General features: G+C 69.7%; 11 protein-coding genes. 1 reads left to right on the top strand and 10 read right to left on the bottom strand.

The annotated features are described in order from the left end of the window. Positions 1-73: 73 nt before the first annotated feature. The 9 genes from AC5Y2S_RS20855 to AC5Y2S_RS20895 form a co-directional block, all read right to left on the bottom strand. Positions 74-946 carry a haloalkane dehalogenase gene (locus AC5Y2S_RS20855; RefSeq protein ID WP_499958072.1) on the bottom strand — a complete coding sequence of 291 codons (873 nt, stop codon included), beginning with the start codon at positions 944-946 and terminating at the stop codon, positions 74-76. A gap of 134 nt (positions 947-1,080) precedes the next feature. Then, complete coding sequence (locus AC5Y2S_RS20860; RefSeq protein ID WP_499958073.1) at positions 1,081-3,159, bottom strand: substrate-binding domain-containing protein; 2,079 nt, start codon at positions 3,157-3,159, stop codon at positions 1,081-1,083. Between the two features lie 101 nt (positions 3,160-3,260). After that, entirely contained in the window at positions 3,261-5,468 is a 2,208-nt protein-coding gene (locus AC5Y2S_RS20865; protein ID WP_499958074.1) for a malate synthase G, read from the bottom strand. A 228-nt stretch (positions 5,469-5,696) separates the two neighbouring features. Beyond that, complete coding sequence (locus tag AC5Y2S_RS20870) at positions 5,697-6,737, bottom strand: hemolysin family protein (protein WP_499958075.1); 1,041 nt, start codon at positions 6,735-6,737, stop codon at positions 5,697-5,699. Further along, positions 6,734-8,095 carry a hemolysin family protein gene (locus AC5Y2S_RS20875; protein ID WP_499958076.1) on the bottom strand — a complete coding sequence of 454 codons (1,362 nt, stop codon included), beginning with the start codon at positions 8,093-8,095 and terminating at the stop codon, positions 6,734-6,736. The genes AC5Y2S_RS20870 and AC5Y2S_RS20875 overlap by 4 nt, the downstream gene beginning before the upstream one ends. A gap of 171 nt (positions 8,096-8,266) precedes the next feature. Further along, a complete protein-coding gene (locus AC5Y2S_RS20880) occupies positions 8,267-9,703 on the bottom strand; it encodes a GuaB1 family IMP dehydrogenase-related protein (RefSeq protein ID WP_499958077.1) in 1,437 nt (478 codons plus the stop codon). Positions 9,704-9,747: 44 nt separating this feature from the next. Next, positions 9,748-11,205 (bottom strand): NADP-dependent phosphogluconate dehydrogenase, encoded by a 1,458-nt coding sequence (gene gnd / locus AC5Y2S_RS20885; protein WP_499958078.1) that lies wholly within the window; start codon positions 11,203-11,205, stop codon positions 9,748-9,750. Between the two features lie 103 nt (positions 11,206-11,308). Further along, a complete protein-coding gene (locus AC5Y2S_RS20890) occupies positions 11,309-12,259 on the bottom strand; it encodes a M56 family metallopeptidase (RefSeq protein ID WP_499958079.1) in 951 nt (316 codons plus the stop codon). 14 nt (positions 12,260-12,273) lie between these two features. Next, entirely contained in the window at positions 12,274-12,693 is a 420-nt protein-coding gene (locus AC5Y2S_RS20895; RefSeq protein WP_499880401.1) for a BlaI/MecI/CopY family transcriptional regulator, read from the bottom strand. A 284-nt stretch (positions 12,694-12,977) separates the two neighbouring features. Between AC5Y2S_RS20895 and AC5Y2S_RS20900 the strand changes: the two genes are divergently transcribed. After that, complete coding sequence (locus tag AC5Y2S_RS20900) at positions 12,978-13,397, top strand: PaaI family thioesterase (RefSeq protein WP_499958080.1); 420 nt, start codon at positions 12,978-12,980, stop codon at positions 13,395-13,397. 54 nt (positions 13,398-13,451) lie between these two features. Here the strand turns inward: AC5Y2S_RS20900 and AC5Y2S_RS20905 are convergent, their stop codons facing one another. Beyond that, entirely contained in the window at positions 13,452-14,834 is a 1,383-nt protein-coding gene (locus tag AC5Y2S_RS20905; RefSeq protein WP_499958081.1) for an NAD(P)/FAD-dependent oxidoreductase, read from the bottom strand. Positions 14,835-14,838 lie beyond the last annotated feature (4 nt).

Genomic DNA, 14,838 nt, shown 5'->3' on the forward strand with positions numbered 1-14,838 from the left:
GGGACGCTCCGGCCGCGCCAACCGCCCGAGCCGAACCGCACTGCGAAATCCGGCTGGGTTTTTAGCAGTGCGGTTAGGCTCGCGGCGAACCGAAGCGCTCGATTATTGCCGCCGCGATCTCCTCGGGCGCGTCCTCCTGGATGAAGTGCTTGGCGTCGGGCAGCTCGACCACAACGTGATCGGGGAAGCTCGCGCGCATCCGCGGCAGCGTCGGGCCGGGCCGAAACGCGAAGTCCTTCATCCCCCAGACGAACAGCGCGGGCTTGGCACCCAGCTTGGCGGGCACCTCCCGTCCGAGGCGCGACAGCAGGGGTTCGGCCGCCAGGATCTGTTTGGGCATCTCGGCCACGCCCTTTCGCGCCTCGGCGCTGGGCTGCACGGCCCGGTAGTGTTCCATCACCTCCTCGCTCGGCCGGTGCTGGGTGCCCGCCGGGATCAGGCGCTCCACAAAGAAATTGCGCTGCAGGATCGCCCATTGCATCGGCGGGCTGCCAATCACGCGGCTGAAGATCTTCGTCGTCAACTCGTCCGTCTTCCAGAACCAGGTGTTGCCCAGCACGACGCCGCGGACCCGGGCGGCGCGCTCGACGGCGACGGCCATGCTGACGGGCCCGCCCCAGTCCTGTCCCATCGTCAGGTAGCCGTCCAGGCCGAGGTGATCGACGAACTCGCCGACCACCTGGGCGTGCTCGTCGATCTTGTATCCAAATCCGGCGGGTCGCTCCGACAGCCCGAAGCCGAGGTAATCGGGTGCGATGCAACGGAATCGGTCGCGCAGCGCGACGATGACGTCCCGGTACAGAAAGCTCCACGTCGGGTTGCCGTGGCAGAGCAGGATGGGCGGCCCGTCACCCTCGTCGACGTAGTGCATCCGCCCGCGCGAGCTGTCGAACCAGCGCGACTCGAACGGGTACAGGCCGGGATCCGGGGTGAAATCGATGTTCATGACGCTCCCTTCGGGCAACGCCACGATCGTATGTCGCAAGGGTGACAAGACTCGGCCCGCGGGCGTAACCCTACGGCGAAAAATCGGCCCTGTTCTTCGCCCTGGCGTTACGCTCGCGACGACCGAGCCGGCCGTCAGCCCAAGAACGTGCCGAGGGCGGTGGCGAGATCGGGGGACGCCGACGTCGCGAGGTTCTGGTAGGCGCCGCCGCTCAGCTGGGCGACGGCCTCCCAGGTGGCCCGGTCGGGGTCGGCGCCGAAGTCGATGACATTGACCGCGATGGGCTTGGCCGGGTCGGCGCTCTTGCGGATGAAGTCCTGCAGCCCGGGCCCGTCCAAGCTTTGGTCGGTGTGCGGTCCCGACGTGATCACCAATATCGAATTCGGTTGCCCCGCAACAAATTTAGCCTGGGCCTCTTGGTACAGCAGGCGCAGGGTGGTGAAGGACACCGCGCCGCCGGCCGACGAATACTGCTTGTCCAGCGCGGCCGCCAGCGCCGCCGAGCGCGGCTGGCCGCCGGCGGGACTGACCGGGTCGCCCAGCGGTCCGCTCGCCACCTCCGAGCGTCCCTCGTGGCCGTCGAACGTCCACAACCCCATGACGGCGGAGGCCGGCAACGACTTGATCTTTTCCTGCAGCGCGCCGATCACGTTGGCCAGCCGCGACTTCCCGCCTTCCTCGGCGGGCATCGACTGGTCGAGCATGATGGTCGCGGCGAGCCCGCTGGACGGGGCGGCCATCGCTTCGGCCAGCGTGGCGCGCATCGCGTCGTCACCCACCGACAGGGTGGAGGGCAGCGCCGCGAAGCTGGTGACCGGGCTGCTCGGCGGCTTGACGCCGTTGACCCGGAAGCCGGCCTTGGCCAGCTTCGCGAGTTGCTCGGGCTTCTGCATGAAGCGGGCGAACCCGTTGGCCGCGGAGGCCTGCTCCTGGTTCACCCAGGAGCCGTTGAGCAGCACGGCGGGATAGTCGGCAACGGGGACCGCGCCGGGCGGCAGCCAGGACGTCAGCGTGCTCTTGGCGTCGGTCAGCGACTGGCCGCGCTGGTACAGCTGCTGCTCGGTGGTGACCACCGCGTGCACGGGCGCGGTCGCCGGATCGCCCGGCTTGAGCAGCGCGTTCAACGCCTCGGTCAGGGAGTTGTCCGCGAGCTTGGGCTGTGCTCCCAGCAGCGTGCGCACGGCGCCGGTGCCCTGCGCCGGCGGCGCACCCGTGGGGGCCGCGCCCGCCGCCACGGCCTCGCCGGCCAGCAACGACGCGTCGGCGTTACCGGTCATCGGCAGCGCCAGCCGCAGCGACCCCCACGCCGGCAGGTTCAGCCCGGCCAGCGAGTTCGGGTTGGTTTGCAGGCCGGGCAGCGCCGCCCAGCCCTGATTGCCGAGGGCCTGCGCGAGTTCCGGCCGCACGCCGAGCATGACCGGCGAGCTGACCAGGGAATGGCTTTCGGTGATCTTCTGGCCCGACGCGGCCAGCCGCGCGGCGGAGATCGAGCTGCCCGGGATCCACAGCGCCGGCTGGCCGCCCAGGTCGGCCGGCCACTTGCCGGCGAAACCGTTGAGGACGGCGTCGGAGCCCGCCGGTTTGACGCTCACCACCATGCAGTGATCGCCGACCGGGCCGGTCGTGGAGTTGTAGCTCTCGGCGAGCTGCTGCACGGGATCGGCGATCGACGGGTCGGCGATGACGGCGACCGTCTCCTTGCCTCCGACGCAGCGCGCGGCGGCCGTGTGCGAGCGGTGCGACAACGCGTCACCGAAGAACGTCCACAGGATCACGCCGCCCACCACGACGACGACGGCGACGAGCGCGACGATCACCCCGATGCTGACGCCGCGGCGCCCGCCGTCGCTGCGGTGGCCACCGAGCCGCTCGCCCAGCCCGCGGTGCCCGCCACCGAAGCTGGACGGCGGCGCGGCGGGCGGCGCGGCGCTCGCCGCGAATTCGGGATACCCGTCGGCGGTGCCGGTCGCGAACGTCTCGTCGGCGGGGTAGGGCTCCTCGTCCGCGTAGAGGTCGCCCCCGGTTGGGAAGCCCTCGTCCGTGTAGCGGCCGTAGTCGGCCCACGATTCGGCGGCCTCCGGCTGGCCGGCGGCGCGGTGGTGCTGACCCGTGTCGGCGTCGGCGTCGTCGTCGGTGTCGGCGTCGTCGGCCACGTACTCGTCGGCTGACTCGTCGACGGAATCCTCAGGGTCGGGCATGCTGTGCCTACCCATAGTGGTGCCCGCCGCCTTTCCGTCGACCCGTCGTGCGACTTGTGAACTCGGCGCAGATTCTAGTCATCGGACCGCACTACCTACCGCATGACGGGCCGTTTTTACGCACCCGCGGCGCGGGCTTTGAACTCGCGCCGGCGCCGATGCAGGATCGGCTCGGTGTAGCCATTGGGCTGCTGCGTCCCGGACAGAATCAGCTCCTGAGCGGCCAGGAAGGCGATGCTGTCGTCGAAGTTGGGCGCCATCGGCCGATAGGCCGCGTCGCCCTCGTTCTGCCGGTCCACCAGCGGCGCCATGCGTTCCAGGCTGGCCCGGACGTCCTCGCTGGTGATCACGCCGTGGCGCAGCCAGTTGGCCAGCAGCTGGCTGGAGATCCGCAGGGTGGCGCGGTCCTCCATGAGCGCGGTGTTGTGGATGTCGGGGACCTTCGAGCAGCCGACGCCCTGCTCCACCCAGCGCACCACGTAGCCCAGGATGGACTGGCAGTTGTTGTCGAGCTCCTCGCGGATTTCCTCTGGCGCCCAAGCCAATTCCTTGGCCAGCGGAATGGTCAGCAGCTCGCCGATGGTGGTGCGCTTCTTGCCCGCGAGCTCCTCCTGCACGGCGCCCACGTCGACGTAGTGGTAGTGCATGGCGTGCAGGGTGGCCGCGGTCGGCGACGGCACCCACGCGGTGGTGGCGCCGGCCTTGGGCTGGCCGATCTTCTGCTCGACCATGTCGGCCATCAGCTCGGTCATCGCCCACATGCCCTTGCCGATCTGGGCCTTGCCCTTGAACCCGGCGGCCAGCCCGATGTCGACGTTGGCGTCCTCGTAGGCCTTGATCCAGGTGCTGTTCTTCATCGCACCCTTGCGGATCATCGGGCCGGCTTCCATGGACGTGTGGATCTCGTCGCCGGTGCGGTCGAGGAAGCCGGTGTTGATGAACACCACCCGGTCGGCGGCGGCTTTGATGCACGCCTTGAGGTTGACCGTGGTGCGGCGTTCCTCGTCCATGATGCCGACCTTGAGGGTGCCCTGCGGCAGGCCCAGCACGTCTTCGACGCGGCTGAACAGTTCGCAGGTGAACCCGACCTCGGCGGGGCCGTGCATCTTGGGCTTGACGATGTAGATCGACCCGGTGCGGCTGTTGGTCAGGGGCCCGTTGGCGTCACCGGTCTTGAGGCCGTGGATCGCGGTCAGCCCGGTGAACAGGCCGTCCATGATGCCCTCGAACACCTCTTTTTCCTCGTCTCCGTCGCCGACGGACACGATGGCGTCGTTGGTCATCAGGTGGCCGACGTTGCGGACGAACAGCAGGCTGCGGCCGGGCAGGGTGAGTTCACCGCCGTCGGGCGTGGTGTAGGTGCGGTCGGCGTTCAGCGCGCGGGTGAAGGTCTTGCCGTCCTTGCTGACCTCCTCGACCAGGTCACCCTTGTTCAGCCCCAGCCAGTTGCGGTAGCCCAGCACCTTGTCGTCGGCGTCGACGGCGGTCACCGAGTCCTCGAAGTCCATGATCGTGGTGATCGCCGATTCCAGGATCACGTCCTTGATGCCGGCCCGGTCGGTCTGGCCGACGGGCGACTGGGGGTCGATCAGGATCTCGATGTGCAGGCCGTGGTTGACCAGCAGCACCGACCAGTTCGGGGAGCCGAGCTCGCCGCTGTACCCGGCGAACTTCTCCAGGCTCGCGAGCCCGACGGGCTCCGCGTCCGCGCCGACGCTGATCTGCAGCTGGCCGTCGACGATGCTGACCCCGGTCGCGTCGGCCCACGAGCCCGACGCCAGGGGGACGGCCTGGTCGAGGAAGGCGCGCGCGTACGCGATCACCTTATCGCCGCGCACCCTGTTGTAGCTCGATCCCTTCTCGGCGCCGTCGGTTTCCGGGATGACGTCGGTGCCGTAGAGCGCGTCGTAGAGGGATCCCCAGCGGGCGTTCGCCGCGTTCAGCGCGAACCGCGCGTTGAGCACGGGCACCACCAGCTGGGGGCCGGCCGTCGTCGTGATCTCGTCGTCGACACCCGAGGTGGTGATGGCGAAGTCCTCGGGTTCGGGCTGCAGGTAGCCGATTTCGGCGAGAAACGCGCGGTAGGCCTCGGCGTCGATCGGCTCGATCACGCGGTGCCGGTGCCACTTGTCGATCTGGGCCTGCAGCTCGTCGCGACGGTTCAGCAAATCCTGGTTCTGCGGAGTCAGGTCGGCCACGACTTTGTCGACGCCGGCCCAGAAGCTGTCCGGGTCGATGTCGGTGCCGGGCAGGGCCTCGTTGTTCACGAAGTCGTAGAGCACTCGGGCGACGCGCAGGTTCCCCACCGACACGCGATCAGTCATTTTTCTCCTCCATCGTGGGCCACGTAACACCTCACTGGCCCTCAACACGCATTGCCTTCAGCGTACCGACCGGCGGCCCGACGGACGTCATCCGCCCGACCCTCAACAGCAGGTCAGGCGCGCGCTGAAAGCTCCAACGGTGGCGCCGCGGCAAACCGCGAGGATCGCTATCCGGCCCGGCAGCCTTGGAGATCATACGGGCTGCGGCGGGGTGGACGGGCAGCGGCACTACGCGTCGCGCATGGTGCCGACCAGGTCTTCGACCAGATCTTCCATCGCCACCATCGCAACCACCACACCGCCGTCGTCGGTCACCAATGCCAGGTGGCTGTTGCTGCGGCGCATCCGAGACAGGGCGTCGGCCAGCGGCAACGACGTCGGGACCTGCGGCAGCGGCCGCACCCAGGCCAGGTCGATCACCGTGTCCGGGTCGTTGTCGAGCGTCAGCACGTCCTTGATGTGCAGGTAGCCGATGAACTTCCCGTCGGGGTCGACGACGGGAAACCGCGAATAACCGCTCTGGGCCAGGGCCTCTTCGACCGCGCCCACCGTCGGGCCCGAGCCCGCCGCGGCCACCGGCACCGCCCGGACCTGGGCGAGCGGCCGCGCCACGTCGCCGACCCGGCGGTAGCGCAGCTGCAGCGCCCGCGTCAGCCGGCCGTGCTCCGCGGCGTCCAACAGCCCCTCGGACACCGATTCGGTGATCATCACCCGCAGCTCCCGGGTGGAAACCGACACGTCGAGCTGCGACTTGGGCTCGACCCCCAGCGCGCGCAGCACCACGTTGGCGCATTTGTCGTAGAACGCGATGAACGGCCGCGCCGCCCGCACGTACGCCAGGTAGGGCGGCACCAGCAGCATCGCGGCGCGCTCCGGGCCGGCCAGCGCGATGTTCTTCGGCACCATCTCGCCCAGCAGCACATGCAAGGTCACGACGATCGCCAGCGCGAGCGCCAGCGACAGCGTGTGCAGCAGCGCCGGGTGCCAACCGGCGAGGCCGAACGCCGAGCGCAACAGGTTGGCGACCGCGGCCTCACCGATCCGGCCGAGCAGCAGCGAGGCGACCGTCACCCCCAGCTGCACCCCGGCCAGCATGGACGACAGTTGCTCGCCGGCGCGGATCACCACCACGGCCCGCGCCTTGCCCTGCTCCGCCAGCGCCTCGAGGCGGTCGCGGCGCGCCGAGATCAGCGAGAACTCCGCGCCGACGAAAAACGCGTTGACGCCGATCAAAAGGATCGCCAGCAGCGCTCCCAGCCAGTCGTTCACGACGGGCCCCGCCCCGCGGGCGCTTCGCCCAGCTCCTGCAGCTCGAGCACGTCGATGCGCCGACCGTCCATCCGGACCACCGTCGCCTGCCAGCGCATCGAAACGTCCAGCAGGCCGTCGGCATCCAGCGCGGTCAGCTCCACCGTCTCCCCGGCCACCGGGATGTGGCCGAGCTCGCGCAGCACCAGGCCGCCGATCGTCTCGTAGGGCCCTTCCGGGGCCCGAAATCCGGTGGCGGCCGCCACCTCGTCGATGCGCAGCAGCCCGTTCACCCGCCAGCCGGCGCCGGCCGCCACCACGTCCGGGGTCGCGTCGTCGTGTTCGTCGCGGACGTCGCCCACGATCTCCTCGATCAGGTCCTCGACGGTCACCATGCCGGCCGTGCCGCCGTACTCGTCGACGACCATCGCGGTTTGCAGGGGGTTGGCGCGGATCTCGGCCATCACGGCGTCGCCGTCCAGCGTCGAGGGCACCACCGGCACGTGCTGCGCGAGCGTCGTCAGCAGCGTGGTCGCGCGCTCGGCCGCCGGCACCGCGAACACCTGCTTGACGTGCACGATTCCGACGGTCTCGTCGAGGTCACCGTCGACGATGGGGAAGCGGGAGAAGCCGGACTCGGCGGCCGCGGCGATCAGGTCGGCGACCGTCTCGTCGGTTTCCAGCGCGACGATCTTCGACCTCGGCGTCATCAGTTCCTCGGCGGTCAGCTCGCCGAACTGCAGCGATCGCCGCACCAGGGCGGCGGTAGCAGCGTCCATGGTGCCGGTGCGGGCCGAGTTGCGCACCAGCGACGCCAGCTCCTGCGGCGAGCGGGCCGAGCGCAGCTCCTCGGCCGGCTCGACGCCCAGCTCGCGCACGATCCAGTTGGCCGCGCCGTTCGTCAACCGGATGGCCGGGGTGAACAGCGCCGAGAACAGCAACTGGAAGCCGGCGACGGCGCGGGCGGTCGACAGCGGGCGCGCCACGGCGAGGTATTTCGGGACCAGCTCGCCGAACACCATCGACACCGACGTCACGATCACCAGCGCCAGGAACGCGAGGATGGCGTCGGCCAGCCGGGTCGGTATGCCGATCGCGCTCAGCGCCGGATGCGGCAGGTCGGCCACCAACGGCTCGGTCAGGTAGCCGGTCGCCAGCGTGGCGATCGAGATGCCCAGTTGGGCGCCCGAGAGCTGAAACGACAGCCGCTGCTGGGCACGCTGGATGAAGCGGTCGCGCCGGCCACCGTGGCGCGCGTTGGAGTCCACGACGCTGCGGTCCAGGGCGGTCAGCGAGAATTCGGCCGCCACGAAGACCCCATTGGCGAAGATCAGCAGCGCGATGGCCATCAGGCTGATCAGCGTGACGGTGACGTTCATGGCGGAGACCCCGGGGACGCTGCCCGGATCACTGTGCGGGCCTCGGCGCGTGCCAGCGGCACGTCATCCCTTTCCCTCAATGCGGCGCAGCGCTTTGCTGCCAGCCGAGATTCACTTGAATTCACATGGTAGCCAACGCGTGCGGCCGGCAGAACGACCGCGGCGGCGCACTCACCAACCCAGCGGCAGCGGATGGCCCTCGGCGAACCCCGCGGCCGATTGCACCCCGACGACGGCCCGCTCGTGCAGCTCGGACAGCGTCGAGGCGCCGACGTAAGTGCAGGTGCTGCGGACCCCGGCGGTGATGTGGTCGATCAGGTCCTCGACACCGCCGCGGTCGGGGTCCAGCCCCATCCGGGCCGTCGAGATGCCCTCCTCGAACAATGCCTTGCGGGCGCGGTCGAACGCGGTCTCGGCGCCGCTGCGGGCGACGACGGCCCGCTTGGAGGCCATGCCGTAGCTCTCCTTGTAGGGCTGGTCGTCGCGGTCACGCATCAGGTCGCCCGGCGACTCGTAGGTGCCGGCGAACCACGACCCGATCATCACGTTCGACGCGCCGGCGGCGAGCGCCAGCGCCACGTCCCGCGGATGCCGGATGCCCCCGTCGGCCCACACGTGCCCGCCGAGTTTCCTTGCGGCGGAGGCACATTCGAGCACGGCGGAGAATTGCGGGCGCCCGACGCCGGTCATCATCCGGGTGGTGCACATGGCGCCCGGCCCGACGCCGACCTTGACGATGGTCGCCCCGGCGCCCAGCAGGTCCCGCGTGCCCTCCGCCGACACCACGTTGCCCGCGGCCAGCGGCAGGCCCAGGTCGAGCGACGCGACCACCTTGATCGCGTCCAGCGTCTTGACCTGATGCCCGTGCGCGGTGTCGATGACGAGCACGTCCACCCCGACCTCGGCCAGGGACCGGGCCCGCGCCCCCACGTCGCCGCTAATGCCGACGGCCGCGCCGACGCGCAGTCGCCCGCGCGCGTCGGTGGCCGGCGTGTACAGCCCGGCGCGGACCGCCCCGGTGCGGGTGAGCACCCCCGCCAGCGTGCCGTCCGCGCCGGTCACCACGGCCACGCCGATCGGGGCGTGCTCGAGCAGGTCGAAGATCTTGCGCGGCTCGGCGCCCACCGGGGCCGTCACGAAGTCGGTCACCGCCACGTCGCGCACCCGGGTGAAGCGGTCGACGCCCAGGCACGACGACTCGGTGACCAGACCGATCGGGCGGCCCTCGAACACCACGACGGCGACGCCGTGCGCGCGCTTGTGGATCAGCGCGACCGCGTCGGACACCGAGTCGTCGGGTTCGAGCACCACCGGGGTGTCCAGGACCATGTCGCGGCTCTTGATGAAATCCACCGTCTGCTGCACCGCGGGGATGGGCAAATCCTGGGGCAGGATCACCAGCCCGCCGCGCCGCGCCACCGTCTCGGCCATCCGCCGCCCGGCCACCGCGGTCATGTTGGCGACGACGACCGGGATGGTGGTCCCGGAGCCGTCGGTGGTGGACAGGTCGACGTCGAAGCGCGACGCGACATCGGAGCGGTTCGGCACGATGAAGACGTCGTTGTACGTCAGGTCGTACCCGGGTCGGTGCCCGTCCAGAAACCTCATGTGATTCGACTTGCCCCCTTTAGGCCCTTCTACACGCAGAAAGGCTACGCGGGCACTTCACTGCGGTCCCCGCTCCACAGGGTGTGGAAGCGCTTGTCGGGGTCGTCGTCGATGCGGCCGTAGGTGTGCGCGCCGAAGAAGTCGCGCAGCCCCTGGGTGAGCGCCGCGGGCAGCCGCTCGGTGCGCAGCGCGTCGTAGTAGGACAGCGCCGAGGAGAAGCCCGGGATCGGGATGCCCAGCTCGGTGGCCGTCACCACGACGCGGCGCCAGCCGTCGATCGCGGCCTCGATCGCGGCGCGGAAGTACGGCGCGACGATCAGCGTCGGCAGGTCGGCGTCCTCGTCGAACGCCTCCTTGATGCGGTTGAGGAACTTCGCCCGAATAATGCAGCCGCCGCGCCAGATGGTGGCCAGGTCGCCCGGCGTGATGCCCCAGTCGTACTCGGCGCTGCCGGCCTGAATCTGGTTGAACCCCTGGGCATAGGCGATGATCTTCGACGCGTACAGGGCCTGCCGGACGTCCTCGACGAATTGCGTTGCGTCGGTCGGCCTTTCGCCGAGCTGCCCGGACGCCAGCCCGGTGGTGGCCTTGCGCTGGGTGACGGAACCCGACAGCGCGCGGGCGAACACCGCCTCGGCGATGCCGGTGACGGGCACGCCGAGGTCCAGCGCCGACTTCACCGTCCAGCGCCCGGTGCCCTTCTGCTCGGCCTCGTCGAGGATGACGTCGACGAGCGGCTTGCCGGTCTTGGCGTCCGTCTGGCGCAGGACCTTTGCGGTGATCTCGACGAGGAAGCTGTCCAGGTCGCCCTTGTTCCACTCGTCGAAGACGTCTGCGATCTCCCCAGCGGTCTTGCCGAGCCCGTCGCGCAGCAGCTGGTAGGCCTCGCCGATCAGCTGCATGTCGGAATACTCGATGCCGTTGTGCACCATCTTGACGAAGTGGCCGGCGCCGTCCGGGCCGATGTGGGTGCAGCACGGGACGCCGTCGACGTGCGCGGAGATCTCCTCGAGCAGCGGGCCCAGCGATTTGTAGGACTCCGCCGGTCCGCCCGGCATGATCGACGGCCCGTTGAGCGCCCCCTCCTCACCGCCGGAGATGCCGGCGCCGACGAAGTGCAGCCCGCGCTCGCGCATCGCCTTCTCCCGGCGGATGGTGTCGGTGTAGAGCGCGTTGCCGCCGTCGATGATGATGTCGCCTTCCTCCATGGCGTCGGCGAGCTCGTTGATGACGGCGTCGGTCGGGTCGCCGGCCTTGACCATGATCAGCACCCGTCGCGGCTTCTCCAGCGCGTCGAGGAATTCCGGGATGGTCTCCGAGCGCACGAACTTGCCCTCGTCGCCGTGTTCTTTGAGCAGCGCGTCGGTCTTGGCGACGGACCGGTTGTGCAGTGCCACCGTGTACCCGTGGTGGGCGAAGTTGCGGGCGATGTTGGAGCCCATGACGGCGAGGCCGGTGACGCCGATCTGCGCGGTACCAGTCTGGGGATTCGGGGCACTCATGGCTTGGCCTCTCAGGTCGCAGAACTTTTCCGACAAGCTTTCGGATCACACTGTGGCACAGCCGACTCCGAGAGGCATTCCAGGGTGATCGCCCACTCCGACGCTAGACGTTGTACAGCCGTCGCAGCTCGATGAGCCACGGCACGACCAGCGCCACGGTCGGCACCACGAACACGGCGGCCGCGGCCAGGTATGCGGTGGCCGCCAGCAGCAGGCTGTTGCCGCGGCCCGAGAGCCGGCGCACCCGCACCACTGTGCTGGTGCCGCCCATTGCCAGCGCACCCGACGGCGCCCGCCCCGAGGCGCAGGCGACCAGCGCCCGGGCCAGGGGAGTGCGCCCGGTGGCGCGCACCGCGGCGTCGTCCGCCAGGAGCTCGACGAGCAACTGCACCGCGCGCAGCGCGTTGGCGCTGCGGACGAACCGCGGGAAGGCGGCGTGCGCCGCGGTGAAAGCCTCCAGCACCAAATCGTGGCGGGCGCGCAGGTGGGCCCGCTCGTGGGTCAGGATGGCGGAGACCTCGGCGTCGCCGAGCGTCTTCAGCGTTCCCTCGCTGACCACCACCCGGCTGCGCACGCCCGGCAGGCAGTAGGCGAGCGGTTGCGGGACGTCCAGGACGCGCAGGTCGCGGGTCTTGGCGCACGGCTGAGCGAGGGCCGCCCCGTGTCCGACGCCGACGAGATCGACCACCATGCGGTGGTGGGCCCGCCGGCGCCGATTGGCGATGGCGACCCGCACGACCGCGACCGTCAACCGGACGCCGACCAGCACGGTCAGCGCGAACACCGCGATGTACGCCGTCCACAGCGGCCAGCCCAGCCGGCCCGCCGCACCCATGACGCTGGCGGTCGGCCGCCCGTCGGGACCGGGCACCAGCACCCGGCTGGCGATCGCGATCCCGGCGCTGAACGCCGAGAGCACCGCGGCCAAGGCGACGGCCTGCCACAACACCATCGCGGCGCGCGGGGCGCGCAGCGGCCACGTCGCGCGTGCTAGGAGGGCCGGCACCGGGCCGACCAACAGCACCGCGAGGATGGAGAAGGCCAGCGCGGACACGCTGCCAGTCTCCCTCAGTCCTCCGCTGGCGCGCCAGCCGACCGGGCGTTGTCGCGCGGATTGGCTTCCAATTCGGCCAGCGCGCGCCGAAGCGCCTCCGCCTCGTCGGCACCGACGCGCTCAACGAAGTGCACCAGCGCGGCCTGCCTGCCCCCGGAGTCCTCAGCTTGGGCCAGCGCGTCCACCATCAGCCCGGCGACGAGCTCGTCGCGCCCGTGCACCGGCGCGTACCGGTGGGCGCGGTCGTCGCGGATCTGGGAGACCAGGTTCTTCTTGGCCAACCGTTGCAGCACGGTCATGATCGTCGTGTAGGCGAGGTCGCGTCGCGCCGACAACGCTTCGTGGACTTGGCGGACGGTCTGGGGCTCCGGCGTGGACCACAGATGATCCATCACGGCGCGTTCCAGATCCCCTAGCCGGGTCAGTTTGGCCATAGTGCGTTCATCTCCTGAGCGTCGAAACCAGCGTACTCCGCTTACTACCGGCCGTCGTATCTATCCGGGCGCAGCGGACCTCGGGCATACCGAAACCATACTTGCGAAATTAGGGCAGCCTTGCCTATGCTGATGGCGGTCGAGCGACATGACCGCGGCGAGTCCTGAGGGCTGCAGTGACCCCCGGTCTACTCGATCGGCGAGCCCCGCGCACCAGCGCGGGGCTCGCCTGTTTCCGCGGATGTTTCCTCTCGGATGGCCCCGACGGCCGATGGTGTAGACACATGAGCGTGCCACCACCCGACGCGCCCTTGCCGCCGAACTTCACCGCGCCCTTCGACGGCGAATTGGGGCTGCACTACACCGAACTCAGCCCGGACCGCGTGCGCGCCCAACTCGAGGTCACCCCGAAACTGTTGCAGCCCATGGGCCTCGTGCACGGCGGTGTCTACTGCTCGGTGATCGAGAGCATGGCCAGCGTGGCCGCCTATACCTGGCTGAACACCAAGGGCGACGGCGGCAACGTGGTCGGGGTCAACAACAACACCGATTTTCTGCGTTCGATCAGCTCCGGGACGGTGTACGGCACCGGCGAGCCGATCCACCGCGGCCGGCGCCAGCAGCTGTGGCTAGTCACCATCACCGACGATGACGATCGCGTGGTGGCCCGGGGTCAGGTGCGGCTGCAGAACCTCGAGGCTTAGGCCCAGGCCCGATCCGAGCCGGTCGGCACCCCTCAAATCCGACCGGCGGGAGGGTTAGCTGGCCCGCCTGGCCGGACGCTTTGCCTCGGCCGCCAGCACCGCCAACTGCTCGATACGGGTGCGGGCGAACGCCTGCTGCTCGGTGATGGTGAGCTGGCCGCGGCGGGTGCTCAGGAAGGTGACCGTCCACGACAGCAGCGTGCTGACCTTCGTCTTGAACCCGACCAGGTACACCAGGTGCAGCACCAGCCACATCAGCCAGGCGATGAAGCCGCTGAACTCCAGCGGACCGATCTTGGCCACTGCGGAAAACCGCGACACCGTGGCCATGGAGCCCTTGTCGAAGTACTGGAACGGTTCGCGCTCGGCCGGATCGGCCCCGTGAAGCTCCGCCTTGAGTGTGCTCGCCACGTACTTGGCGCCCTGGATGGCTCCCTGGGCCACCCCCGGCACGCCCTCCACGGCGGCCATGTCTCCGATGACGAACACGTTCGGGTGCCCGGGGATGGACAGGTCGGGCAGCACCTTGACGCGTCCGGCGCGATCGACCTCGACCGAGGATTGCTCGGCCAGGTCCATGCCCAGCCCGCTGGCCTGCACCCCGGCGGACCACACCTTGCACGCGGATTCGATGCGCCTGGTGGTGCCGTCGGAGTCCTTGACCGTGATGCCGTTGCGGTCGACGTCGGTGACCATCGCCCCGAGCTGGATTTCCACGCCCATCTTCTCCAGCCGCGCCGCCGCCCGCTCGCCGAGCTTTTCGCCGAACGGCGGCAGCACCGCGGGGGCGGCGTCGAGCAGGATCACCCGCGCGCGGGTGGAATCGATGCCCCGGAATGACCCCTTCAGGGTGTGATTGGCCAATTCGGCGATCTGCCCGGCCATTTCGACGCCTGTGGGACCGGCGCCGATGACGGTGAACGTCAACAGCTTGGCCCGTCGTTCGGGGTCGCGGGAGCGTTCGGCCTGCTCGAAGGCGCTCAGGATCCGGCCCCGCACCTCAAGGGCGTCGTCGATCGATTTCATGCCGGGCGCGAACTCGGCGAATTGGTCGTTGCCGAAGTAGGACTGGCCGGCGCCGGCGGCGACGATCAGTGTGTCGTAAGGGGTTTCGTAGGTGTGGCCGAGCAGGTCCGAGACGACGAACCGCCCCTCCAGGTCGATGTGCGTGACGTCGCCGAGCAGCACCTGGACGTTGCGCTGCCTGCGCAGGATGACCCGGGTGGGCGGGGCGATGTCGCCTTCGGACACGATGCCGGTGGCCACCTGGTACAGCAGCGGCTGGAACAGGTGGTGGGTGGTGCGCGCGATCAGTTTGATGTCAACGTTGGCGTGCTTGAGCTTCTTTGCCGCGTTGAGCCCGCCGAATCCCGACCCGATGATGACGACTTGGTGACGACGGTCGGGTGCAGCAGTGGTTTCTGCTTGCGTGCTCATGTTG

It is taken from the genome of Mycobacterium sp. NGS69 (assembly GCF_059812165.1).